Here is a 23,914-nt window from a genome sequence, read left to right on the forward strand (position 1 = left end):
ACGCCCCGCCGAATTAACCTGCGCGTGTCGAGGAGAGTGCTCCGTGTCCGTATCCGCCGTCGATTGCGTCCAGCCTGCGATTCAACACACCCGCCAGCAGATGTTTACAGGATTTCGATTTGGGCAGTGGTCCCGCCTGGCGCTGGTTGGCATTCTGGCCGGAGAACTGCACGTCGGTGGATGTGGAGGCTTCGGCAACTGGGCACAACTTGCGCAGCCGCGGCAGAAAAGCGGCGGCCAGGAATTCATGGCGCAAGCATTTCCGCACATCGATCCAGCGCGCATCGCACAATTTGCGGGCCTGATCGCTGTGCTGGTGCTGCTTGCGATCTTGATGTTTTTTATCTTTCTGTACATTAACAGCGTCTTCCGGTTCATCCTGTTTGAGTCTGTGCTGCGCCGGGAATGCTCGATTGGCGACGGCTGGCAGCGCTGGCATGGTGCTGGAAAGCGCTATTTCCTGTGGCAACTTGTGCTGGCAGTTTCCACGTGGCTGTTTTTTGGGTTGCTGATCGGCATTCCTTTGCTCTTCATGGGTGCCGCAGGTTGGTTGAAAGACGGCAGTCATCATGTCGCCGGCATCGCGGTCTCCATCGTTCTTGGCCTCGGAGTTCTGCTGATTGTTGCGTTGGCGCTGGTCGCCATTCAGATCTCCGCCAAAGATTTTCTCGTCCCCATCATGGCGCTCGAAGGCCTCGATTTTGCGGACGGCTGGAGCCGCCTGATCGGAATGATTCGCACCGAGCCCGGCCGCTATGTGGTCTACATCCTGTTGAAGTTTGCCCTGCTGATTGCCGCTGGAATCCTGTTCACGATCGTCGCCATGATTCCCGCTCTGATCATCATCATTCCGACGGTCTTGCTCGTGATCGCCGCTGTAGCGGCCGGGCTGACGTGGAACGTAGCTACCATCAGTTTGACCGTCATCTTCGGGACCATCGCATTTGTAGTATTGATGTACCTGATTGCGCTCGTCGCTTCTCCCGCCACGGTGTTCTTTCCGGCCTACGCGATGTATTTTTTTGCGGCTCGCTATCCGCAGCTCGGCGCACTGCTCAACCCAGCACCGGCGCCGGCTCCACCTGCACCGGAGGCCACGCCCACATCCGAGCCGCCGCCATTCTCGCCACCATTGCCTCCTTCTCCGGCACCCATCGGATAACGCTCGGGAACTCGCGCGCCGCCGACAGTGTCAAATCCCTCAAGACACGCGCGTGCCGAACGCAAACCTGATTCAGCCCGTTGGTAGCTGGCGAGGCTCGGAAAAAGACATGGTCTCGCCATGCCGCCGTAGCCCACTGCAGAACGGCTCTAATCGTTGAGCATGAATCAGCCAGGAGTCATACGATGTCATTCTCAACGGCAGGCGGTGGTCCGCAGATGAACGTCACTCCTTTGATCGACGTTCTCCTGGTACTCATCATTATTTTCATGATTGTCGTGATCGAGCAGAAGCCGGCCGGGCTGGAGGCGCAGATCCCGCAGCAACCAGACCCCAAGGATCATTCCATCCCGCCGCCCGATCGCACGATCGTGATCCAGGTGCGCGATGGGAAAGCTGTCGACCATCCTGACATCAAGATCAACGATGAAGTGGTCCTCTGGAGCAACCTGCGCCAGCGGCTCTTCGACATCTTCAGTAGCCGGGTCGAGCGAATCGCGTACGTCGAAGCCGACGACGACATTGATTTCCAGCAAGTGGCTGAGGTCATCAATACCGCCCACGAAGCGGGCATTGACCGCCTCGGCCTGCTCCACGATGAAGCGGCCGCAGCGCATGCGCACTGAGTCTGCCCGTCAACGATAAAATGGAGCGCATGCCAGATCCATTGCAACGCGTTCACGAGAATTTCGCGCAGCAACGATTCATGGGTACGCTGGGCGCATCGCTACTCGCCGTGAAGGCCGGCGCGGTTGAAATCGAGATCCCATTTCGCGCTGACCTCACGCAGCAGAACGGTTTTCTGCATGCGGGAGCCATCACCAGCGTGCTCGACTCAGCCTGTGGATATGCCGCCCTCAGCGTTGCGCCCGAAAATGCCGACGTCCTCAGCGTGGAGTTCAAGGTGAACCTGTTGTCTCCCGCGGTAGGAGAGAAATTCGTGGCCCGTGCCCATGTGAAGCGAGCGGGAAGAAATATTACGGTGTGCGCGGCAGATGTGTTTGCCGTGAAGGCGGGAGAAGAAAAATTGGTCGCGACGATGCTCGCAACCATTATTACGATCAATCCCAACCAAGAATAATGAGAGGGTGTGAGACGGCGCTGCTAGCTCGCCCGGCTTCTGATCCAGATCGGCGTCCCCATGAAACCAAACGCTTCACGAATCTGATTTTCCAAAAACCGCTCGAAGGAAAAATGCAGCTTTACCTGGCGGTCGGTGAATAGCACGAATGTTGGCGGAGCCACGCCGGCCTGCGTCATGTAGTAAATCCGGACGCGTTTGCTCATCGGAACCGAAGCTCGATCGAAATCAACGCGCTTCACGAAGCGGTTCATTTCTCCTGTCGAGATGCGCTTGTTACGTTCAGCAGAAACCTTCTCGATCAGCGGCAGGATCTTGTCGGTGCCAGCCCCGGTCTGGGCAGAAATAAAAAGTACCGGAGCATATGCCAGAAATTTCAATCCATAGCGCAATCGCTCTTCAAACAGCGCGCGGTCATGCGGACGCTTCGAATCCTGAATGCGTGCCGCTTTGGCCTGGCTGATGGCACGCTTTTCGCCACTCGTAATCAGGTCCCATTTATTGACCACGATGATTACGGATCGCCCGCTCTCGTGCGCGTATCCAGCGATCGACGCATCGAGGCCGCTCGCGCCCTCCGTCGCGTCCACCATGAACAGGACGATGTCGGCAGCCTCGAGATTCTTGCGCGACATCACCACGGAAAGCTTCTCCGCCATCAAGTGCGTCTTGCCTTTACGCCGGATGCCCGCCGTATCGATGAAGCGAATATGTTGGCCGTGGTAGTCGAGCACTTCGTCCACCGAGTCGCGCGTCGTCCCGGGAATGGGCGAGACAATCGCGCGCGACGTGCCCGTAAGCTGATTCAGCAGGGTCGACTTGCCAACGTTCGGATGCCCAATGATCGCCACCTTGATCTCGCGGGGTTGTGGGGCCGGCGCGGGCGCGTCTGTCCCTGCATCTTCCCCGGTGCCTTCCTCTGCGACCTTCAGCTCCTCAGGCACTACGAGTTTGACTTCGGGTGCAATCGCAAGAAAAGCATCGAGCAAGTCATCAATCCCATTTCCATTTTCCGCGGAAATCGGGAACCATTTGTGAATGCCTAGCCGGTGAATTTCGGCGTCGAGAACCATCTCCTTCGCGGAATCCGTTTTGTTCACCGCCAGAAAAAGGGGTTTGCCGCTCCTCTTCAGGAGTTGCGCCAACTCCATATCCGGAGCCGCGAGTTCGGTCCGGCCATCGACCACCATTACGATGGCGATGGCCTGATCCAGCGCAACCCGCGCCTGGCGGAAGATCTCGGCCGGGATGAATTCTTTGTCATCGGGAACGATGCCGCCCGTATCGACCACTCGGAAATCGCGGCCCCGCCACTCGGCCTGACCGTAGAGCCGGTCGCGAGTGATGCCGGGCTCGTCGCCGACGATCGCGCGCCGCGATCCTGTCAACCGGTTAAACAGCGTGGACTTCCCCACATTGGGGCGGCCGACGATGGCGAGCAGCGGCAGCATTCCGGCGTCAGCGAGTTCCTGGGCTGGCCGCCGTGCTTCTGATTGATGAGCGAGTTTACGTCTGGTTTTCTTCAATGCTGGATTCTTCTCAGTGATGATTAGAACACGAGCGCCCAGCCGCGTCCCCGGCCGGGCGCTTACGCCGGCGCTCCCAGGCCTTATGATAGGAATTCGTGCCTTCCACTTCTCATCCAGCGTCTCCCGCGGCCGGGTTCTCGCTCCACCAGTTTTTTGCACCCGGCGGGGTACTTTCGAAGACGCATCCCGCCTATGAATTCCGCCGCGGCCAACTCCAGATGGCGCAGTCCGTCGAAGAAGCCATCGCCGAAAAGCGGCACCTGATCGTGGAAGCGGGCACCGGCACAGGCAAAACTCTCGCTTACCTTTTGCCCGTGTTGCGCTCCGGCAAGCGCGTCATCATTTCGACCGGCACCAAGAATCTTCAGGAGCAGCTTTTTCAGAAAGACGTCCCATTTCTGGAGCGTGCTCTATTCGGCGATGGCAGCGGCAAATTGAACGTCTGTTACATGAAGGGGCGCAACAATTATCTCTGCCGCAAGAAGCTTTACGACCAGACCAACGAGCCCATCCTCAGCGGGCTGGAAGAGATCGAACAGTTCGGCGCCATTGCCGCCTGGGAGAAGACAACCTCGACGGGCGACAAATCCGAACTCGCCGAACTGCCCGAGGCCAGCCCCCTCTGGCATAAACTCGACGCCCGCGCCGACACTTGCACGGGCCAGAAGTGCACCGAGTTTGAGCGTTGTTTCATCACCGAGATGCGCCGGCGCGCTGCGGAAAGTGACATCGTCATCGTCAATCACCATCTCTTCTTCGCCGACCTCGCCATCAAACTCGAAGCCGACAAGGCGCCCGACGCTGGGATCCTGCCCGATTGTGGCGTGGTCATCTTTGACGAAGCCCACGAACTGGAAGAAGTAGCCGGCAACTATTTCGGCATCTCCGTCAGCAACACGCGCATGGACGAACTGGCGCGTGACCTCGAAAGTCTCCTGCAGCGCGAAAAGCTCTACACAGCAGGCGTTTCCGGCGCTATCAAGGCGTTGCGCGAGCGCTCGCAACTCTTTTTCTCCCTGATGCCCGCGGGCGATGGACGGTTTGCCTTCGACGCGCGCCGTGAATTTCTCGAAGAAAACGGCGAAGAATATGACGCGCTGAACAATGCGCTACGCCGCATCGGCGCGGAGCTCGAGCAGCTTCCGCAAAAGCCGGACCAGGTCTTCAGCATCGCCCGTCGCGCGCAGCAGTTGCAGGTGCAGCTTAGCTTCGTGATGGAAGACGAGAATCCCAACACAGTGTTCTGGATCGAGCGCCGAGGTTTTCGCGGAACCGTTCGCTCCCGCCGATCCTCGGACGAAGGCCATGCCGGCGGCCGCACCAACGTCTTTCTGCAGGCCACGCCGATTGAAGTCGGGCCTATCCTGCGTGAGTGCCTGTGGTCGCAGATGGAGACTGCTGTCCTTACCTCGGCCACGCTCGCCGTCGGCGGGGGATTTGAATACATCCGGCAACGTCTCGGGCTGGACCATGCGCGCGAGTTGGTCGTACCGTCGCACTACGATTATCAGAGCCAGGTCATTTTTTATGTGCCGCCCGACCTGCCTGATCCGCGCACGCCGCAATTTGTCACGCAAGCGTCGGACCGCGTGAAGCGCCTGCTGGAAATCACGCGCGGGCGGGCATTCGTCCTCTTCACCAGCTACGCGCAGATGAACGAAATTTACGACCGCCTGCTGGGGGTGTTGGACTTCCCCCTACTGAGGCAAGGCGATGCGCCGAAGTCCGCGCTGCTCGAGGAGTTCCGCATCACGCCGCACGCCGTCCTGTTTGGCACGTCATCCTTCTGGCAAGGCGTTGACGTGCAAGGCGAGCAACTGAGTTGCGTCATCATCGACCGTTTGCCCTTCGCGGTGCCAAGCGATCCGGTGGTCGCGGCGCGAGTAAAAGCCATCGACGCCGGCGGCGGCAACGCGTTTTTCGACTACCAGGTGCCGAGCGCGGTGATTACGCTGAAACAAGGCTTTGGAAGGTTGATCCGCTCTCTCCACGATCGCGGACTGCTGGCACTACTCGATAACCGCATCCTGAAAAAGCAATATGGGAAAGTGTTTGTAGAGAGTCTGCCGAGTTACAGCCGGACAACTGACTTGCGGAAAGTGGAAGAATTCTTCGGTGCGGATTCCTAACCGGACTACCTGAGAGTGGAAAAGGGAACGGCTTCAGCTCCTGAAGTCATAACAGTGGCTGAAGCCGTCAACATTTATCGTTTGGTCGCAGCGGTGAACCGCTGCGCCGCCCAAAAGCCGGTGACAAGCCTACTCTGCGGCTTCTTTCCCGATCACAACTTTCAGGTGCGTGGTCACGTCCTTGTGCAGTTTGATCGGAATGGTGAATTCACCAACCGTCTTCAACGGTTCGTGCACTTGGATCTTGCGACGGTCGATGTGGAAGCTCTTCTTCTCCAGCGCGTCCGCGATGTCTCCCGACGTGACCGACCCGAAGAGTTGATCATTCTCGCCCGACTTGCGCGTGAACGAAACCTCGAGCCCGTCAAACTGCTTGGCGAGTGATTCGGCCTCTGATTTTTCCTTAGCCGAGCGGCGCACAGCAGCAGCCTTCATCTGGGCGATGACTGCCTTGTTGGCGGCGTTCGCTTCGATCGCCAGCTTGTGCGGAAGCAGAAAATTCCGTCCATAACCTTCGGCGACCTTGATTACGTCGCCGCGATTGCCCAGCTTGGGCACGTCTTCTTTCAGGATGACTTCCATGAATGACTCCGTAACTCGTCGTTAGTCGTTCGTCCTTCGTCGTTCGCAATTCGCCGGGCCCAGGTTCAACCGCGCTGCGCGGCTTTTGCGAAGGACCAACGACGAACGGCCAACGACGTTCTTGAAATTACTGTGCGCGTCCTGCAAATGGCAGCAGCGCGATATTGCGAGCCTGCTTGATGGCGGCGGACAGCCTGCGCTGGTGCCGCGTACAAACGCCCGTCAGGCGGCGCGGAACAATCTTTCCGCTCTCGGCAACAAACCCTGCCAGTAGCCGGACGTCCTTGTAGTTGATCGATTCAATCTTCTCGGTGCAGAACTTGCAGACCTTCTTGCGCCGAAAATACTTGCGACCGCCTTCGCGAGAACCGCCGGGACCGCCGCCCGGACGCGGGCCACGCGGACCGCCACGATCCGGCCGATCGCCGCCGCTTCGTTCCGGGCGCGAATCGCTTGATGGTGCTTTCGTTTCCTCTGCCATAGTGCTCCTTAAACTTGATTGTCTTTGGGGTGGCGCAACGCTTCAACGCTGCGAACAGTCCCTCACTCGTGAACTGCCTAAACCGCCGCTGGCGCAGGTTCCGTGCCCGCTTCTGGTGCAGGCGGCGCTGGAGCCGCCGCGGGAACCGGGGGCGCCGCGCTGGCTTTCTTCTTCGAATCCCGAAGCTTCTTGACCTTGTCCAGGCGCTTCAATTCTTCGTCGGTGCGAACCGTCAGGAACTTGATCACGGGTTCTGTTACGCGCAGGCGCCGTTCCAGTTCGTGAACCATCGCACCCGTGCCTTCCAGCAACAGCAGGACGAAAATTCCGTCGTTGAACCGCCGCACGCTGTAGGCCAGCCGACGCTTGCCCCAGACTTCGCTCTTCATCGTCCCGTGTGCCGAAGCAACCGACGCTTCCAATGTGGAAAGGAGCTTGTTCAGGTCGTCTTCCACCATGTCAGGACGAACAATAAACATCAGTTCATAAGTACGATTCATTCGTTGTCTCCAAACTTTCGGACTGCCAACCGCAACTTACTCGGGCGAATCCGGCTTGCGATTGAATTTGTTCATCGCTGCCGCTGGCCCGTCTTTCAAAATCATCTCGACTGCATTCGCGGCCGAGTCCAGTATTTCGTCGACCACTTTCAATTGCGCCTTGCGAAACGGTGTCAGTACAAATTTCACCGAGTCTGAAATCTTCTTCTCCGGCGCAATCCCCAACCGAATCCTCAGAAACTCGTCGGTGCCTAAAGCACCCAGGATCGACTCGATCCCGTTATGCCCCGCCGAGCTGCCCCGCTGGCGAACTCGCATCGTGCCCAGCGGAAAATCCAGTTCGTCGTAAATTACGATCAGGTCTGACTTCACGTCCGCCTGATATTCCGCAGCCAGTTCGCTTACCGAAAGCCCGCTCAAGTTCATGAACGTTTCTGGCTTGGCCAGGAGCACCGCTTGTCCAGCGATTTCTGCCCGCGCCGTCAACGCGCGACACTGACGATTCCGTATTTCCACACCCAGATTTGCTGCGATCCGATCGATCGCCAGAAAGCCGAGGTTATGCGGCGTGAACTGATACTCGATTCCAGGATTTCCCAAACCGATAATCAGTTTCACGAAGTCAGCTCTTAGCTTCTAGCCGCTGGCTCCTAGCTAGCAGCTAGAAGCCAGTAGCTCTTATTTCTTATCTTTCTTCTCGGCTTTGCCCTCGGGTTTCCCCTCGGCCTCGGCACCCTCGGCATCCTGCTTGCCCTTCTTGATAACTTCAGGCTCAGCCGGAGTCGCCGCAGCGTCGGCAACTGCTTCCGGAGCCGCCACCACTTCTTCCTTCACGGTCGTGATGTGCGCGACCATGCGATCTTCGTCGGTCAGGAACTTCAGCTTGTCGCCATGCGCCAGATCCTTCACGCGCAAATCGACGCCGAACACAAGGTGGCTGATATCGGCTTCGATCGACTTCGGGATGTCGGCCGGCAAGCATTCCAGTTCGACTTCGCGCAGCAACTGTTCAAGAATGCCGCCGTCGGTCTTCACGCCCACCGCTTCGCCCTTCAGGACGATCGGCACCGTGACTTTCAGCTTCTTGTCCATCGCGATGCGTAAGAGATCGATGTGCAGGAGCTTTCCCTTGATCGGTTCGAACTGCCAGTCCACGATCATCGCTTTCACGCGATCGCTGCCCAGCGCCAGGTCGAAAATCGTGTTGTGTCCGCTTTCTGACTTGAGAATGCGCATCACCTGGCGAGGATCGACCGAAATGACGGCCGTATCTTTTCCGGCGCCGTACACTACCGCCGGGACCTTGCCCGCCACGCGTACTCGGCGCGCCGCATTCTTGTTGCCTGGCTCGCGCTCTTGCGCTTCCAGAATGTTCACATCCGTTGCTGTAGCCATAATTCCGTTCCGTCCTTTAAACAGCCTGCTGATCTGTCTTAGGTGCTAGTCGTTGGTTGTTAGTCGTTCGCGACGTTCCATACTGTTGACAGCGTTGCTGTCCCGCGAACGACGAGCGACCAAACGACGCTCTACCTAGAGAAACAGTTTGCTGACCGAAGTTTCTTCGTGAATGGACTGGATTGCCCGTCCAATCAATCCCGCGATCGTCAGCACCTTGATCTTCGGGACTTGCCTCGCCGCCTCAGTCAGCGGGATGGTATTGGTCACCACCACCTCTGTGATCGGAGAGTTCACAATATTCTGCACCGCCGGCCCGGACAGCACCGGGTGCGAGCAGCACGCATAAACCGAGAGCGCGCCGTTGTTCAGCAAAGCCTGCGCCGTTTTTACCAGCGTCCCGGCCGTGTCAATCAAATCGTCAATCACTAAGCAAGTACGTCCGTGGACATCGCCGATGACGTGCATCACTTCCGCCACGTTCATCTCGACGCGCCGTTTGTCGACGATGGCCAAGGCTGCGTCCATCTTCTTTGCGAAGAAGCGGGCACGCTCCACGCCGCCTGCATCCGGCGATACCACGGTCAGGTTCGGCAGGCTCAACTTCTTGAAGTAGTCCACCAGCACCGGCGAAGCGAATAAGTGGTCGACCGGGATATTAAAAAATCCCTGCAACTGCGCCGTGTGCGGATCGATGACTAACGCTCGGTGCGCGCCCGCGGCGGTCAGCAAATCCGCCACCAGCTTGGACGAAATCGGCACTCGCGGCTTATCTTTTCGGTCCTGCCGCGCATACCCGTAATACGGGATGACCGCGGTGATGCGCCGTGCCGACGCGCGCTTCAGCGCATCCAGCATGAGCAGCACTTCCATCAGGTGCATGTCCACCGGATGGCAGGTCGGCTGCATGACGAAGACGTCAGCGCCGCGGACATTCTCCTGAATCTGCACGTAGGCTTCGCCGTCGGCAAAGCGAGTCACCATCGCTTGTCCGCGCGTCATACCTAGAAAATGGCAGACTTCATCACAGAGCGGCTCATTGGCCGTTCCGCAAAATATCTTGAACTTGTCATCCACCCGGACGCGCTGGGGCTTGCGCTCCGGCTTTTCGTCCGCCATCGGCAGTTTCTCCGTTTTTTCCGCGGTCGTTGTCGCAGTGGCCATATGCAGTTCTCAGTTCCCGGTTCTCAGTTCTCAGTCTCTGGGCTCCAGTTTCTCTCTGAGAACTGAGAACTGGGAACCGAGAACTGTTTTCTGGCTGGGCCGCTAGGATTCGAACCTAGACAAAGTGCTCCAAAGGCACTTGACCTACCATTAGTCGACGGCCCAAAAATCAGTTTCTAGTTGCTGGTTTCTAGTTTTGCAGACCGAGCCCGCAACATGCAATTTCGATTTCACTCGCAACTAAAAACTAGAGACTCTTCCAATACTGCTTGCGCGTCAACGTGGTCGTCGCCACCGCCTGCAGACCCTGCTTTCGCAGGCGACTCACTGCCCGGGTAGCCGCAGCACGATTCTGGAACAACCCATACAGAGTTGACCCTGATCCGGAGAGGGAAGCATACACCGCTCCCGCTCGTTCCAACGCACCTTTCATGTCTCGCAGTTCGGGATATTGCGGAAAGACGACTCGTTCAAAGTCGTTTTCAATCCCGGTACGGACAAGGTCGGGAAGCAGGCTCCCGGCCCGGCTCCTGCCTAACGCAGAAGCACCGGTGTTAGGTGAAACGAGCCACGCCGACATCGCGCGGCCAACCTCAAGTAGTCTATCGGACCCATCCGATGCCGTCAATTGCGTGGGGACAGGTCTCTGACCTGTCCAAGCCGAGCGCAGCTCGGCAGGCTCTCCGTTGCTAACCAGCGCATCCCAATCCGCGAACGCCCGGGGTGTCGAGACGCCAATATCAGGAGTGACGACCACCATCGGCGTAGCCGGAAAATCCGCCAGCGGATACACTTCTTCCCCGCGTCCAACTCCCAGCACGGTCCCGCCCACCAGGAACAGCGGGAGATCCGATCCCACCGCCGCCGCCACGCGCAGCCGTCGCGCTTGCGTCATCCGTTTCTTGAGCGCGCGCTCCATCCCGATCATGGTTGCGACCGCGTTCGACGATCCGGCGCCCAGGCCGCCTTGCACCGGCAGCCGCTTTTCGATTTCGATCTCGACTCGCTTCGAACTATCGAGTTCCTCCAACACCCGCTCCGCCATCCGGTAACAGGTGTTGGACGAATCGCAAGGCACACGCGGGTCTGCACAGGTAATCGCAATCCCGGTTCCGCGCCCAATCCGTACCCGGATCACATCATGCAGCGCGATCGTCTGATACACCGTGCGCAGATCATGGAATCCATCCGCCCGTGGCGGACCGATGTACAGGCCGAGATTGATTTTCGCGAACGAACGGATCGTGACTGGCATGGAAGAGGAATTGTAAGCGAAAACACGCTGTTCGCTGTTCGTCCTTCGGCGGGAACGCAAGCAACGGGACTTCGAGGCGTTGGACTGGGCACGCTAGAAGCGAACGACGAACGGCGAACAGCGAAGGACGTTACTTCTTCTCCAGATTAGCGTCCAGAGTCAACTCCGATCCAACTGTGATCGCGATCTCTTTCGTCCAGGGCTTGTATCCGGCCTTCTCCACTCGAAACGAATGTTTCCCGGGAGGCAGGCTCACCTTGGCCGGCGTGTATCCCATCGAATCGCCGTCCACGAAGACTTCGGAAAGATAAGGCGTAGACCGCACCGTCACCACGCCCGTTGTTGGCGGCAAGGCGACCGGCTCTGGCGGCGGAGTGTTTTCCGCGGGAGGAGCAGCCGCTCCAGCAGTCTTTTCGGTGGAAAATCCAACCATCGATCCAGCCGGCGCTTCTATCTGTTCCAGCTGTTTCTTTTCATCGGCGGTGAGGGGCGTCATGATCTTGCCCGCCTTGCGGCGAGTAATATGCAGCCGGATTTCGCCCGTTGGCCCACGTACAAACAGCCGATCCGCCGCGATCTGGATCTTCACCGGATAATTGGTCGTCCACTCCTCCGGCGGTGCGGACTCTTCCGGAGTCAGCTCGTACGTCCCCATGATGATCTTGTCCTGCGCCTGCACGGAGATTGTGTAAGTGATCAGATCCTCGGTGATCGGGGTGTTCACAACCCAAGCCTTGGTCTTGGTTTCCACCGACTTGCGAACGTCGACAATGCGGGCATATTGCCAGGGCGTTTGCGCCACACAGATCGCCGCGCATCCGACCAGCGCTAGCAAGATAAGAAAAGTCCGCTTCATTTCTTCTTTTCCAGTTTACAAGGTATGGGAAGCAGGCTTCTAGCAGGAACTTGGTCTCGCGCTTTTTTCCGCATTCTTGGGATCAAGTCATCGTGCCCTGTCCCGGAATATTTCCCTCCAACTACACCCTTGGCTGTACAGACACCTCCGCGCCGACCGCCTACGCTGAGTCTGGTTTTCCCAGGGGTCTTTGAAAGGAGTCAACACATGAACATGAAAATCGTTTTGCAGCGGGTTGCGTTCGGATGTCTGCTCGCGGGTTCGGTGGTCTGGGCCAGTGCGCAGGATTCCTCCGCGCCGGCGCCCGCTCCCGATAATACGAAGGTCAACCAGCGCGACAAAGCCGCCTCCGAGCCCACGGCGGATCAACAGAAAAACAATCGCTCCGACCTCGACATCACCAAGCAGATTCGCCATTCGATCATGAGCGACAAATCGCTCTCCACCTACGCACACAACGTGAAGATCATTTCGCAGAACGGAATGGTCACGCTCAAGGGCGTGGTGCGATCCGACGACGAAAAGCAACTGATCGAAGCCAAGGCTGCGGAAGTCGTCGGCAAAGACAAAGTCACCAGCGAACTCGACGTTAAACCGGCGAAGTAGTTTCAATCGCTCCACGTTTCAAACATAAAGGAGATTTCAATATGGGTAACAACACGTCAGTATTCGGTATCTACAAGGATCGCGCGGGTGTGGAACGCGCCGTCGACTCTCTGAAGGCCGCAGGATTTTCCAATGCGGACATTTCCGCCCTGTTCCCCGAGAACGAAGGCACTCGGGACTTTGCCACCGAAAAGAGCACCAAGGCTCCAGAAGGCGCAACCGCAGGTGCGGGCACCGGCGCGGTTCTCGGCGGAGGCTTGGGCTGGCTAATGGGCATCGGGGCGCTTGCCATCCCCGGCCTCGGACCTTTCATCGCCGCCGGCCCGATCGTAGCCGCGTTGGCGGGCGCGGGTGTTGGAGGCGCGCTCGGCGGTCTCACGGGCGCACTCGTCGGTATGGGCATTCCGGAATACGAAGCCAAGCGCTACGAAGGCCGCGTGAAAGACGGCGGCATCCTGGTCTCGGTTCACTCGGAGAGTTCGGACGAGACCAAGCGCGCCAAGGAGATCCTGGAGCAGACCGGCGCGCAGGATATTTCCTCCACCGGCGAAGCCAGTGGCGCCAAGGAAGGGAATTTCGAACGGCGAATTGCCTAAGGGCAGCTCGCATTCATCCTCAACAGCAGCGGCAAAGGAGAAAACGATGAGTATCTGGACAATCCTGTTCGTGATTTTGTTGATCGCCTGGTTGGGCGGTTTCACGGTGTTCCATGTAGCCGGTGGACTCATTCATCTGCTGCTGGTGTTCGCGGTGATCTCCCTAATCCTGCACTTTGTCATGGGACGGCGCACCGTTTAGAGAGAGAGCAAGGCGGTCGGGGGAAGAACCTGTCCCCCGGCACGCGTTGCCCATTGCGGGTCGTTCGCGCTCGTGCTGTCGTCATTCCGCCCTCCCTTGTTACACTCCTCACGTGCCAACCGTGACCTATCTCGAAGCCATCCGCCAGGGAATCTGGGAGGAAATGGAGCGCGACCCTACGGTCTTCTGTATCGGAGAAGACATCGGCATTTACGGCGGCGCGTTTAAAGTCACGGACGGCTTCATCGATCGATTCGGTCCTGAGCGTGTCATCGACACTCCCATCGCAGAGTCTGCCATCGTGGGCGCGGCGTTTGGCGCGGCCCTCACAGGATTGCGTCCCGTTGCCGAGTTTCAGTTCATGGACTTCATCGGCTGCGCCTTCAACCAGATCGTGAACATGGTTGCCAAAGCGCACTATCGCTGGGGAGCGCCTGCGCCCATGGTGATTCGCGGTCCGAGCGGCGGCAACGTCCATGGCGGGCCGTTTCACTCGCAGAATCCGGAGATGTGGTTCGTGCACGCACCCGGACTGAAAGTCGTCTGCCCGGCGACGGCCTATGACGCTAAGGGGCTGATGAAGGCAGCGATTCGCGACAGCAATCCCGTGATTTTCTTCGAGCACAAATATCTATATCGCCGGATCAAGGAAGAAATTCCGTCCGATGACTACGTTGTCCCAATCGGGAAGGCGCGCGTCGCCCGTGAAGGACGCCATCTGAGCGTCATCACCTACGCCGCCATGGTGTATGTCGCGCTCGAAGCGGCAGAGATACTAAGTAGAGAAGGCATCGAAATTGAAATCATCGATCTGCGCACCGTGTCCCCGCTCGACCGCGAAGCCATCGCTTCGACCGTAAAGAAGACCAACAAGGTGATCGTCCTTCACGAGCACGCACGAACCGGCGGCCTGGCCGGAGAAATCTCCGCGATCGTCAACGAAGAAGCCTTTGACGATCTCGACGGGCCCATTGTGCGGATCACGTCGCTGGATACGCCCGTGCCGTTCTCGCCGCCGCAGGAAGAATTCTTTCTGCCGAAAGTGAGCGACGTCGTTCGCGAAGCACGCCGCCTGCACGCGTACTGACGCCCGGCTGCTTGGCATCAGCACGATCGTTGGTGCGTCGAAAATAGGCTCCAGAGCAGCATTTCCCGCCGCCTGCGCCGCCAACCTATGTTCGATATACTTGTTGTTTCGCACGTCGGAGGTAATTCATGCGCAATTTCCTGCTTGGGGTGATCGTCACTCTTGTCCTTATAGCGATTGGCCTGGCCGGAGTTGTGCTTCTCGGAATGGCGCCCACGCGTGCCGACAGCGCACCCCCTGGCTGGGAAATGCGCCTTGCCCATACCGCCCTGGACCGTGCTATCGACCGCAATGCCCCGCGCGTTAACAATCCGATCCCTCCCACCGATGCCAACCTCATCGATGGCATGAAAACCTACGTCATGGCTTGTGCGGAATGCCATGGAGGACTGGATCGCAAGCCCTCCGCGATGGCCCATTCGTTCTACCCGCCCGCTCCCAGCCTTATCGTGCGTCCTCTTGATGATCCGGAGTGGCAGGTCTTCTACACCGTCCAGACGGGTGTCCGGAACACTGGCATGCCGGCGTGGAACAAGACTATGTCCGAAACGGATATGTGGAAAGTCGTCGCGTTTCTAACGCGTGTCGAGAAGCTGCCGCCCGCTGCGCAGGACTATTGGCAAAAATCGGCCGGGGTCGCTCCTCCCGCCGAGGGCGAAGACCACCACGATCACTCGCACCACGAATAGTTTGAGTAGGACCAGTCGTCAGCTGGGTGGATAGCCGAAATTCACGGTGATCACGGTCTGTGCTTCCACCGGATGGCCGCCGCTCACGCTGGGTTTGAATCGCCATTGCTTGACCGCAGCGATGGCCGCTTTCGCCAGCACAAAATATCCCCGCACCAGTTTCAGTTCCTGCACGCTGCCGTCGCGTCCGATGGCCACTTGTAACACGACCGCCCCTTGAAGTTTTTGCGGCAACGCCTCCGGCGGATACACCGGATTCACCGACTGCAACATCAGCGCGCGAGCGGCAGGCTCGCTTAGTTGGATCGGCTCTCCAGTCTGTTGCCAGGATGCTGGTGGCGGTGGAGTGGACACCGGCATCATCTGCGCCGGGTTCACAGTCATGGAAACGGGGCGAGCAACGGGAGCCGACGCTCGAATGCTGTCAGGTACTGCAGAGCGGTGGGGACGGGCAGCAACCGGATCGACGTGAAGCTCCGGTGTCGGGAGAGGGAAGTCAAAGGGAGGCGGCAAACGCATCGGCGCATCGGAAAAGTTGATGTCGGACGCGACCACCCCCAAGTTGCTTGGCGAAGAGTTGCCGTTTGAGGGAGTTCTGGTAAAGTACGCATCCTGTTGCGAATCGGTCATGGCGGTGCCGACCGACTGGGTGCCTGATTTGTCCGCGAAGAAGAGTGCGGCCACGGATTCCTGTAGAACGCGTTTCGTTCCTTCCGGAGTGTGGTTCAAATACTGGAATGCATCGCGCGATCTCCAGAAGAAAAAGACGGCGGCGAGAACGAGTGCGGCGGCGAGTGCGCTCTTGAATTTCAGAGGCGACGAAGATCCACGGTCGCGAGAGTCGTCATAGACGCTTTGCTCGCCCTGTTCCTCGGTGTTAGCCAGCAGATTTGTGTCGGGCAATTCGCTGGCGATGGAAACGAGATCAGGTTCTTCGGAGGCTGGCTCCACTGGCTCGGAGATTTCCGGGCGGTCGAGAGCGCCAGCATCGCCAGCGTAGGCGGTCCCGTGCACCTGCATCTGCTGACAGGCCTTCGCGAGAACAGCGCGGGCTTCGTCGGCGACGATCGGGCGGTAGATCAGGAAATCAAGGCGATGTTCGCGTTCTTCTTCGGGAGTTGGATCATCCCCGACGATCGCAATCACGGTGGCGGTGCGATTGACTCCGGATTCGCGGGCGCGTTTCAGCAGGAAACCTGCCTCCGGCTGTTCCGACCAGTCCACGATCACGGACGAAAACGGCTGCTTGGTGCCTTTCTCCATGGCCGCGAAGATATCCGTGCAAAGCTCGGCACGAATACCGGCCTCCTGCAGGACCGCGGTCAAGGCATCCGTCGTTTCGGGACTCTTTGAAAACAGCAACGCGCGCAGAGCCATTCTGCGTATAAGCCTATCGGGATTCCTGCAACGGGGGCAGGTAACCAGTGGCACAGCACCTAGGGGAGGTTTCGGAAATGATTGGGCGAGAAGGGACTTGTACCGTTAGGCCATTACTTCAGTCACCTGCGCGTTTCTGAGCAAAGGGACACGCGGAAGCCGCGTCCTACGGCGAACTTCAGGGCCATCAAGGGAATCGAGTTAGATCTCGGTCCACTCGCCGGAAAATTCGTGCCGGATCTTCTCGGTACGTTCCTGAAGCATCTTCTTGGAGTCCTCCAGGCGGTGTTGCAGCTTGTCGAAACAGGGTTTGTTGAGCTGCATTTTCTCGATTGCTGGAGCCATACGCGCGATTTCATCGCCAACGCGGCTGAGTTCCATCTGGGTGTCCGCGGCGAGAGGCGCATCAAGGCTTTCTTCGAGAAGGTTGCCGGAGTCTTTCTTGTCGGGGAGAGTGAGCGTCAAGTTCTGCTCGCGCTTGTCGCGAATCACGGTCACGGCGGCGGTACCGCTCGCGGTCGCACGGATAGCGCGGGTAAAGTCGGAAGTATCGTGCACCGATTCTTTGTTCACGCGGACGATCACGTCTCCAGCGTGGAACCCGGCTTTTTCGGAGCGGCTGCCTTTCTCCACGGAACGCACGAGTACTCCGCTGCCACCTTTCACTCCAAAGAAGTCACCCAGTTGAGGAGTGATATTTTCCACCATCAGTCCGCTGCGCAGCGAGGAGTGGGCGATTACGACTGAGACTGGCATGTCGAAGTCTGCCAAAGCGGGCATGGCGGGCATCGCGAGTTTGATCTCGGGGATCACAGGCCAATCCTTACTTTTGCTGCGGTTCGCGAGCTGCACTTTAAGCGACTGAGGCTGGCCATCGCGGCTGATGCCGAGAGTGACGACTCTTCCGGCTGGTGTTTCTTTGATCATCCGGCGTAACTGCGCGGCACTTTCCACTGCGGCGCCGTTGAGGCTGACGATGACGTCATGCTGTTTCAAGCCAGCCTTGCCGGCAGGTGCATCCTGATCGACCATCGTGACTTCGGCGCCATGTTCTTCTTTCAGCTTGAGCGTGCTCAGCCGCTCGGTGGTGACGTCGGCGATGTCGACTCCCAGGTACGAGGAACCACCACCGCCTTCTTCCACTCCGTAGCCCCAATTCCAGTTTTCTCCGGGACGGTCAAAAGGGACCTCCGCTGATTGGGCGCCGGCAACGAGCGCCAAAATGGAGATACACAGCAGGATTCGAGATGACATGGGGCCTCCTAAAAAACAGCGATCGTCAAAACATGATCTCCGCTAACGGCTGACGCGGACGAACTTGATATTTCCAGAACTGGTCCGAACCTTGAGCACTGGCCCTCCCCCGTTTAACTGGCCTTCGGCGGTAACGGTTCGCGGTCCCCACTGTCCACCTTCGCTGTTTACGTGGATGTCCGGGAACTCACTGGCTTGAATGTTGTGGCCGTTCGCGAGTTCGATATTCGCTCGAATCGAGATGGACAGATCGCCGGCAAGGTACACGGTGATATCACCGGCCGTGGTCTGCAGGGTTGAATCAACTCGCTCACTGGATGTGAGGAACTTGGCGATGATGCCTCCGCCGCCCGTTTCGGCTCGCGCAGAAGGGACTCCGTTCAACTCGATGCAACCGCCACCCGTTTCTGCTTTCACGGGACCCTTGGCGGAACTCAAGCGAATGCTGCCACCGCCAGTTTCAATCTGGACTGGACCGCCAATGTCGCCGAGTTCGACTCCGCCGCCGCCGGTGGTTACGTGCACGCTTCCCTGGCAACGATCGACCTGGATGTTGCCGCCTCCGGTGTCGAGGTTTGCACCTTGCAGGCAAGAAGCGACGACGATGCTGCCACCGCCACTTTCGGCTGTCAGTTTGCCTTTGGCAGAAGCGACCTTGATGTTGCCGCCACCGGTGCGAACGGTTACGTCGCTGCCCCCGGTTCCGACGTCGATGGTGCCGCCGCCAGTCTCTACGTCGATCGCGCCGGCAATGTCATCGGCGTGAATGGTGCCGCCGCCGCTCTGGATCTCGACCCGCCCGGCAATGCCGGAGGTGCGGACATTGCCGCCATCGGTCTGTATTTTTGCAAGCTCAAGATTTCGGGGGACGGTGATGATAAATTCACCGGAAAATTTCCGGTCGCGATTGCGGCCGCCCTGCCAGTCGCCGACTACCCATGCGGTGTCGCCCTTGGAGTAGGTGCTGATCTTGTAGCGTTCGAATTCGCCACGCGCCTGCTTTTCGGAGGAAGTATAGGCCCGACTATGAATGACGTAGCTGATCCCAGGCTGCGGTCCACCCTCGACCCGCACCGATCCCATGTCCACTTTCACGTGCAACGTGCGCGCAGCGCCGAGGCTGCCAGTAATTTCCTGGACCCAGTTGCCGCCTTCGCGATAGACGCGCGCTTCCTGGCTTATCGCCAGGGAAGCCAGCGTCAGAAGCACAATCGCGATGCCGGCTGGTTTGACAATGCGTGTCAATTCATTGCTCCTAAAAATCGTCGTTCGTCGTTCGCTATTCGCTCCTGCGGCCCGCTGCGGTTGCGAACAGCGAAGGACGCGCAGCGAACGGCGGGGTTCCTAATCCATTTCCGGAACTTGCGCCATCATGGCTTTGGCTTGCGACCGGATCGAGGTGTTCTGATCCGATTGCGAGAGCCTGGTCAGGACGGTTCGAACACTGCTGTCGGCCTTCATCGGTTCCACCAGATGAAGTGCCTGCATGCGTACGCCAATATTGGTGTCGTTGATTAGCGATTGCAGGACGGCATCGCGTACGCGTACGTCCTGGCGAACGAAGCCACTCAATCCATCGAGCGCCTTCAGGCGAACGCCGGGGTTCGTGTCACTCTGCAGCGAGTACATCAGTACTTCGCGAACGTTGTTCTCGTTGGGCGCCTGCGTCAGTTTTTCTACTGCATCCATGCGCACGCCGGAGTTGTAGTTATTGCGGGCCGCGAACAGCAAAAGTTGCTGAATGCGCTGGTCGTTCAGCGATCCTTGAATGTCTTTGGTGGAAACCGTGTCGTACTTGATGTTGACCTGATTCGAGCCCGGGTCCTGTGTGATGGAACGAATGCCGGTAATGGAAGCTTCGAGCGGCGAAACAGTCGAGGACGAGTTCGTGGCCGTCAGATCGGTGGGAGTAGAACGGCCTCCCATGAAGTTGTAGGTCGTGGCGATGCCGCCGCCGAAGCCCACGATGAAGATCGCTGCGACCATCGCCGGAGCCATGCGTACTTGCCGCAGCCAGTGGCCCGGATCGAAGACCAGGCGTTGCCACCATCCACCCTGAGTGGTGGTTTCGAGCGCTTCCTGCAGGCGCATCCGCGAAGCCGCCAGCAGGTTCGGGCTGGGCTCTGCAACCGGAGCTTGCGAAAGCGTCGCGTGGAACTTGCGGGCCGCCTTCAATTCCGCGGCACACTCCGGACAGCGAGCGAGGTGCTGTTCTACTTCATAACGAGCATCGTCTTCGAGCTCGTTGTAAACGTAGAACACGATATTGTCTTTTACCCAATCACACTTCATTTGCAACTCCAGAAAGCTTCGAGCGACGAGCTTCGAGCTTCGAACAACCCACATACCGGTTGCCCGGAGCTCGCAGCGTTTTTGATTCTCATCGCATCTCCAACAACGCGCTGCGCAGTTTCTGCGTGGCGCGGAACAGCGTATTTTTTGCGGTCTCTTCCGTCGTGTTCAACATCTCGCCAACGGTCCGCAATTTCAGGCCGTGATAGTGCTTCAACTCAAAAACCATGCGCTCGCGAGGAGTGAGGCGCGAAAGGGCTGCGCCGATTTTGCGTCCCAGTTCGCGACGCATCAGGTCGCGTTCGGGATTGGCTCCAGAGCGGCCATCCGCCACTTGCTCGATCAGGCTGTACTCTTCGCCCGAACGATCGGTTGCGACCGGAGCATCTTCCTTACGAACATTTCTCTTGCGAAGGTGATCGAGGCAGAGGTTGGTGACGATCCGGTAAATCCAGGTGTAGAACGAACACTCGAAGCGAAAACTGCCGAGGTTTTTGTAGGCCTTGAGGAAAGCGTCCTGATGGATGTCCTGCGCGTCGGCTTCGGATCCGGTGAGGTGAAGAGCCAGTCGCAGAACGGACTGATCGTAATGACGAACGAGGACCTCGAAGGCCGCACGGTTACCCTGCTGCGCCTCCCGTATCAGAGTCGTGTCGTCAATGCGGTTGCCCTGTGCTGCCACGGAGCCCCTCAAGCTGGGGTTCTGGGTACCGCTGCCCCGCTCTCCCCGGGCCCCGCTTGTCTGCCCCCGAGAAAGCTCGCCAACCGGAATTGTAGCTGCGTACGAGTCGGCCGGCATTGTGCCTCTATTTCCTTTACAAGTGAACCAACCTGTCTTGCAAGGAGTAGACGAGGCAGCAACCAGATGGTTAGCAGATTATAGGGGTTAGTCCTTTATTTGCTTCACAGTAAAACATTAAGCCTGTGTCTCCCCGGGTTTGCCGAGCCAGAGGCGCATCTCGTTGGTGGGGACAAAACCCATCGACTCATATAGGTGCTGCCCTTCGTCGCTGGCATGCAGCACGACGGAGAGGAAGCCCTGATCTTTTAACCATTGGATAATCAACAACATGAGCTGCCGAGCCAGACCCCGCTTGCGGAACTCAGGTTCCGTGAAGACGTTGATGATCAAGGCGCGGCGGGTGTTGAGGTCTCCGGGACGAGCCGGACACCCGGCGATCAGCACGCCGCCACCGGCAACGACTCTGCGGTTCTTGTCTTCGGCCAGGAAGCCCCGATACGAGCCGTCGGCCAGGGCTGTTGCCAGCCATGGAGAGGTCACTTCTGTCATGGCGTCAAGTTCTTGTTTGGTGCCTTTGCCCATGTCGCGAAACATCCCTCGCCGGTGGTGCAAGATCACGTCGCGATCGTTCGGTGTGGCGAGACGAAAAGTGATGTCGTTTGAAACCATGTCGAGTTCCCCATCAATAAGTCGGGCTGATTTTGAAAGGGTACAATATCGGAAGTGTCGATGGTCGCTAGAGGGTAGACGCCATTCGCTGTTCGTCCTTCGCCTTTCGCGATTTGTGCGGTGAGGAACGGCTGAGCTTTCGCGAAGGACGAACGACCAACGACGAATTAAGGGGATTCATGTACGAAGTCACTGTCGACGATACGTTTGCTGCGGGGCACTATCTGCGCAACTACAAGGGCAAGTGCGAGAACCCGCACGGTCATAACTACAAAGTCCGGGTAACGCTGGCGGGCGCGGAACTCGACAAGGCTGGCCTGCTGCTTGATTTCAAAGATCTGAAAGAAGTCATGAAACACGTCATCGACCGACTGGATCATCAGATGATCAATGACATTGAGCCGTTCACGGTCCTGAATCCCTCGGCCGAAAATCTCGCAAAATATTTTTACGACGAAACCAATTCGCGGCTGCAGAGCGTCACCAACGGACGAGTCGCAGTGCGAGATGTGACGATTTTCGAGACGGACACAACTACCGCGAAGTACTCGGAGTAGCACGTGAGTTTCTAGTGTCTGAGTTGCTTGTTTCTTGTCACAGGAGCAACATCCTGTGCTCGGCAGTCGGCGAACGAGAAACCAGAAACTGGCGACAGGAAACCTCTTCTTCCCATGCAGATTTCGGAAATCTACAAATCGTTGCAGGGCGAGTCGACCCACGCGGGCTTGGCGTGCGTGTTCGTGCGGCTGACGGGATGCAACCTGCGTTGCTCGTGGTGTGACAGCGAGTTCAGTTTCCAAGGTGGGAAGAAGATGTCGTCCGCCGAGGTGTTCAGCGAAGTGGAGCGGCTGAGTCCGAATGGCGGATTGGTCGAGATCACGGGTGGCGAGCCGATGTTGCAAGAGCGCGAAGTGGTTGCGCTGATGCAGCAACTGCTGAATGCAGAGTACAAAGTTCTGTTGGAGACGAGTGGAGAACGTCCGTTGGAACGGGTGCCCACGCCGGTGGTGAAGATTGTCGATGTGAAATGCCCTCATTCGGGCGAGCCGGACACATTCACAATCGAAAACCTGGAAGTGCTCCAGCCGCATGACGAAATAAAATTTGTGCTGAGCGATCGCACGGATTATGAATATGCGCGGGAGTTTGTGCGCCGGCACCGGCTTGAGCAGCGGGTGCATGCGATCCTGTTCTCGCCTGCGTTTCGGAAAGATGCGTCGGGCGCTCGGGACTCTTCACACTGCCTGCTCGATCCGGAAGAACTCGCACAGTGGATACTCGCCGACGATGTGCCAGCCCGCTTGAGCCTCCAGATTCACAAGCTGATCTGGGATCCTGCCGCGAAGGGCGTGTAGGGATTGGCTCATTGAGTGCTTGAGTCAACCTGATTGAACGGTTCGCCCGATTCTATCCAACTGTCATAGAATCAAGTAGAAGGCCTTGACCCCAACCACCGATTCGATTCATGCCATCTAATACTACGAGTGGAAAAACCCGTGCTGTCGTGCTCTTGAGCGGTGGGATGGACTCGTGCGTGTGCGCGGCTTTGGCGGTGCGCGACCATGACGCGGCAGCCGTGCATGTCAGCTATGGACAGCGGACTGAGGCGCGGGAAAGGCGCGCGTTCGACGGCATCTGTGATCGGCTGGGAATCCGCGCGCGGCTGGCGGTGCGGAACGATGCTTTGCGGGCAATTGGAGGATCGGCGTTGACGGATACGAACATCGCGGTGCCGGAGTCGCATGCCATCGGAACGGGCGTTCCAGTTACGTATGTTCCTTTCCGTAATGCGCACTTTCTTTCGGTGGCGGTCAGTTGGGCGGAAGTGCTGGGAGCGGAGAAAGTGTATATCGGTGCCGTCGAGCCGGACAGTTCGGGATATCCCGATTGCCGTCCGGCTTACTATCGTGCTTTCAACGAGGTAGTGAAGGCCGGGACGAAGGATGGCGGGATTGAAATTGTGACTCCATTGATCGCGATGCGAAAAGTGGAGATTGTGACGCAAGGCCTTGAATTGGGCGCGCCCTTCGATTTAACGTGGTCATGCTATCAGGGGCAGGACCTGGCTTGTGGCGTTTGTGACAGCTGTGTGCTTCGGCTGCGAGCGTTTCGCGAAGCAGGTGTGCGGGATCCGATCCCGTATGCGAAGGCGGCCGGCGGAGTGGTGTGAACCTGATGGCAGAAAATTTCTGTTTCTCAATTACCGGAACTGCGGCATTCCGGCAGATGAAAAGCGGAAATCGTCGATGTCGGATTTTCGCAAGTC

Annotated in this window: 27 protein-coding genes and 1 tRNA gene; 12 read left to right on the plus strand and 16 right to left on the minus strand. The window is 58.3% G+C overall.

Translation table 11 applies throughout. The features are described from left to right. The first annotated feature begins 43 nt into the window (after positions 1-43). From HY010_21725 to HY010_21735, 3 genes are all read left to right on the plus strand, one after another. Positions 44-1,162 (plus strand): hypothetical protein, encoded by a 1,119-nt coding sequence (locus tag HY010_21725; protein MBI3478360.1) that lies wholly within the window; start codon positions 44-46, stop codon positions 1,160-1,162. A gap of 185 nt (positions 1,163-1,347) precedes the next feature. Then, positions 1,348-1,788, plus strand: coding sequence for a biopolymer transporter ExbD (locus tag HY010_21730; GenBank protein ID MBI3478361.1), 441 nt, complete (start codon positions 1,348-1,350; stop codon positions 1,786-1,788). A gap of 29 nt (positions 1,789-1,817) precedes the next feature. Then, positions 1,818-2,243 carry a PaaI family thioesterase gene (locus HY010_21735; GenBank protein MBI3478362.1) on the plus strand — a complete coding sequence of 142 codons (426 nt, stop codon included), beginning with the start codon at positions 1,818-1,820 and terminating at the stop codon, positions 2,241-2,243. A 23-nt stretch (positions 2,244-2,266) separates the two neighbouring features. Here HY010_21735 and der read toward each other — a convergent pair whose 3' ends face one another. Then, complete coding sequence (der, locus tag HY010_21740; GenBank protein ID MBI3478363.1) at positions 2,267-3,694, minus strand: ribosome biogenesis GTPase Der; 1,428 nt, start codon at positions 3,692-3,694, stop codon at positions 2,267-2,269. A 296-nt stretch (positions 3,695-3,990) separates the two neighbouring features. Here der and HY010_21745 point away from each other — a divergent pair, with 296 nt between their 5' ends. After that, positions 3,991-5,901, plus strand: a complete 1,911-nt coding sequence (locus HY010_21745; GenBank protein MBI3478364.1) for an ATP-dependent DNA helicase — start codon at positions 3,991-3,993, stop codon at positions 5,899-5,901. A gap of 129 nt (positions 5,902-6,030) precedes the next feature. Here HY010_21745 and HY010_21750 read toward each other — a convergent pair whose 3' ends face one another. The 9 genes from HY010_21750 to HY010_21790 all read right to left on the minus strand — a co-directional run bounded on the left by HY010_21750 (position 6,031) and on the right by HY010_21790 (position 12,134). Then, on the minus strand, positions 6,031-6,483 hold the full coding sequence (locus tag HY010_21750; GenBank protein ID MBI3478365.1) for a 50S ribosomal protein L9: 453 nt from the start codon (positions 6,481-6,483) through the stop codon (positions 6,031-6,033). A 127-nt stretch (positions 6,484-6,610) separates the two neighbouring features. Then, on the minus strand, positions 6,611-6,964 hold the full coding sequence (locus tag HY010_21755) for a 30S ribosomal protein S18 (GenBank protein MBI3478366.1): 354 nt from the start codon (positions 6,962-6,964) through the stop codon (positions 6,611-6,613). Between the two features lie 77 nt (positions 6,965-7,041). Beyond that, complete coding sequence (rpsF, locus tag HY010_21760; protein MBI3478367.1) at positions 7,042-7,464, minus strand: 30S ribosomal protein S6; 423 nt, start codon at positions 7,462-7,464, stop codon at positions 7,042-7,044. A 36-nt stretch (positions 7,465-7,500) separates the two neighbouring features. Further along, a complete protein-coding gene (locus HY010_21765; protein ID MBI3478368.1) occupies positions 7,501-8,082 on the minus strand; it encodes an aminoacyl-tRNA hydrolase in 582 nt (193 codons plus the stop codon). A 60-nt stretch (positions 8,083-8,142) separates the two neighbouring features. Further along, a complete protein-coding gene (locus HY010_21770; GenBank protein ID MBI3478369.1) occupies positions 8,143-8,859 on the minus strand; it encodes a 50S ribosomal protein L25 in 717 nt (238 codons plus the stop codon). 135 nt (positions 8,860-8,994) lie between these two features. Beyond that, on the minus strand, positions 8,995-10,023 hold the full coding sequence (locus HY010_21775; protein MBI3478370.1) for a ribose-phosphate pyrophosphokinase: 1,029 nt from the start codon (positions 10,021-10,023) through the stop codon (positions 8,995-8,997). A gap of 91 nt (positions 10,024-10,114) precedes the next feature. Beyond that, positions 10,115-10,188 (minus strand) — tRNA-Gln (locus HY010_21780). Between the two features lie 82 nt (positions 10,189-10,270). Then, the gene (locus HY010_21785; GenBank protein MBI3478371.1) at positions 10,271-11,278 is read right to left on the minus strand and encodes a 4-(cytidine 5'-diphospho)-2-C-methyl-D-erythritol kinase; all 1,008 of its coding nucleotides are present in this window, start codon (positions 11,276-11,278) and stop codon (positions 10,271-10,273) included. Between the two features lie 130 nt (positions 11,279-11,408). Beyond that, positions 11,409-12,134 (minus strand): PEGA domain-containing protein, encoded by a 726-nt coding sequence (locus HY010_21790; GenBank protein ID MBI3478372.1) that lies wholly within the window; start codon positions 12,132-12,134, stop codon positions 11,409-11,411. 213 nt (positions 12,135-12,347) lie between these two features. Here HY010_21790 and HY010_21795 point away from each other — a divergent pair, with 213 nt between their 5' ends. The 5 genes from HY010_21795 (at position 12,348) to HY010_21815 (ending at position 15,314) form a co-directional block, all read left to right on the plus strand. Next, a complete protein-coding gene (locus HY010_21795; GenBank protein MBI3478373.1) occupies positions 12,348-12,740 on the plus strand; it encodes a BON domain-containing protein in 393 nt (130 codons plus the stop codon). Positions 12,741-12,781: 41 nt separating this feature from the next. Then, positions 12,782-13,336, plus strand: a complete 555-nt coding sequence (locus HY010_21800) for a DUF3341 domain-containing protein (GenBank protein ID MBI3478374.1) — start codon at positions 12,782-12,784, stop codon at positions 13,334-13,336. Positions 13,337-13,382: 46 nt separating this feature from the next. Further along, complete coding sequence (locus tag HY010_21805) at positions 13,383-13,538, plus strand: lmo0937 family membrane protein (protein MBI3478375.1); 156 nt, start codon at positions 13,383-13,385, stop codon at positions 13,536-13,538. Positions 13,539-13,650: 112 nt separating this feature from the next. Next, a complete protein-coding gene (locus HY010_21810; GenBank protein MBI3478376.1) occupies positions 13,651-14,625 on the plus strand; it encodes an alpha-ketoacid dehydrogenase subunit beta in 975 nt (324 codons plus the stop codon). A gap of 128 nt (positions 14,626-14,753) precedes the next feature. Further along, positions 14,754-15,314: a cytochrome c gene (locus HY010_21815; protein ID MBI3478377.1), complete on the plus strand. Its 561-nt coding sequence runs from the start codon at positions 14,754-14,756 to the stop codon at positions 15,312-15,314. A gap of 18 nt (positions 15,315-15,332) precedes the next feature. Here the strand turns inward: HY010_21815 and HY010_21820 are convergent, their stop codons facing one another. The 6 genes from HY010_21820 to HY010_21845 form a co-directional block, all read right to left on the minus strand. Beyond that, the gene (locus tag HY010_21820; protein MBI3478378.1) at positions 15,333-16,691 is read right to left on the minus strand and encodes a TonB family protein; all 1,359 of its coding nucleotides are present in this window, start codon (positions 16,689-16,691) and stop codon (positions 15,333-15,335) included. Between the two features lie 201 nt (positions 16,692-16,892). After that, complete coding sequence (locus HY010_21825) at positions 16,893-17,945, minus strand: PDZ domain-containing protein (protein ID MBI3478379.1); 1,053 nt, start codon at positions 17,943-17,945, stop codon at positions 16,893-16,895. 42 nt (positions 17,946-17,987) lie between these two features. Continuing rightward, complete coding sequence (locus tag HY010_21830; protein MBI3478380.1) at positions 17,988-19,190, minus strand: hypothetical protein; 1,203 nt, start codon at positions 19,188-19,190, stop codon at positions 17,988-17,990. Between the two features lie 99 nt (positions 19,191-19,289). Then, complete coding sequence (locus HY010_21835) at positions 19,290-20,237, minus strand: HEAT repeat domain-containing protein (GenBank protein MBI3478381.1); 948 nt, start codon at positions 20,235-20,237, stop codon at positions 19,290-19,292. Between the two features lie 88 nt (positions 20,238-20,325). Next, complete coding sequence (locus tag HY010_21840) at positions 20,326-21,036, minus strand: sigma-70 family RNA polymerase sigma factor (GenBank protein ID MBI3478382.1); 711 nt, start codon at positions 21,034-21,036, stop codon at positions 20,326-20,328. 117 nt (positions 21,037-21,153) lie between these two features. Beyond that, positions 21,154-21,573 (minus strand): GNAT family N-acetyltransferase, encoded by a 420-nt coding sequence (locus HY010_21845; protein ID MBI3478383.1) that lies wholly within the window; start codon positions 21,571-21,573, stop codon positions 21,154-21,156. Between the two features lie 254 nt (positions 21,574-21,827). Here HY010_21845 and queD point away from each other — a divergent pair, with 254 nt between their 5' ends. The 3 genes from queD (at position 21,828) to queC (ending at position 23,818) form a co-directional block, all read left to right on the plus strand. Further along, positions 21,828-22,205, plus strand: coding sequence for a 6-carboxytetrahydropterin synthase QueD (gene queD / locus HY010_21850; GenBank protein ID MBI3478384.1), 378 nt, complete (start codon positions 21,828-21,830; stop codon positions 22,203-22,205). Positions 22,206-22,319: 114 nt separating this feature from the next. Then, positions 22,320-23,003, plus strand: coding sequence for a radical SAM protein (locus tag HY010_21855; GenBank protein MBI3478385.1), 684 nt, complete (start codon positions 22,320-22,322; stop codon positions 23,001-23,003). Between the two features lie 110 nt (positions 23,004-23,113). Next, the gene (queC, locus tag HY010_21860; GenBank protein MBI3478386.1) at positions 23,114-23,818 is read left to right on the plus strand and encodes a 7-cyano-7-deazaguanine synthase QueC; all 705 of its coding nucleotides are present in this window, start codon (positions 23,114-23,116) and stop codon (positions 23,816-23,818) included. Positions 23,819-23,914: the final 96 nt, after the last annotated feature.

This window comes from Acidobacteriota bacterium (genome assembly GCA_016196065.1).
Taxonomy (GTDB): domain Bacteria; phylum Acidobacteriota; class Terriglobia; order Terriglobales; family Acidobacteriaceae; genus Acidiflorens.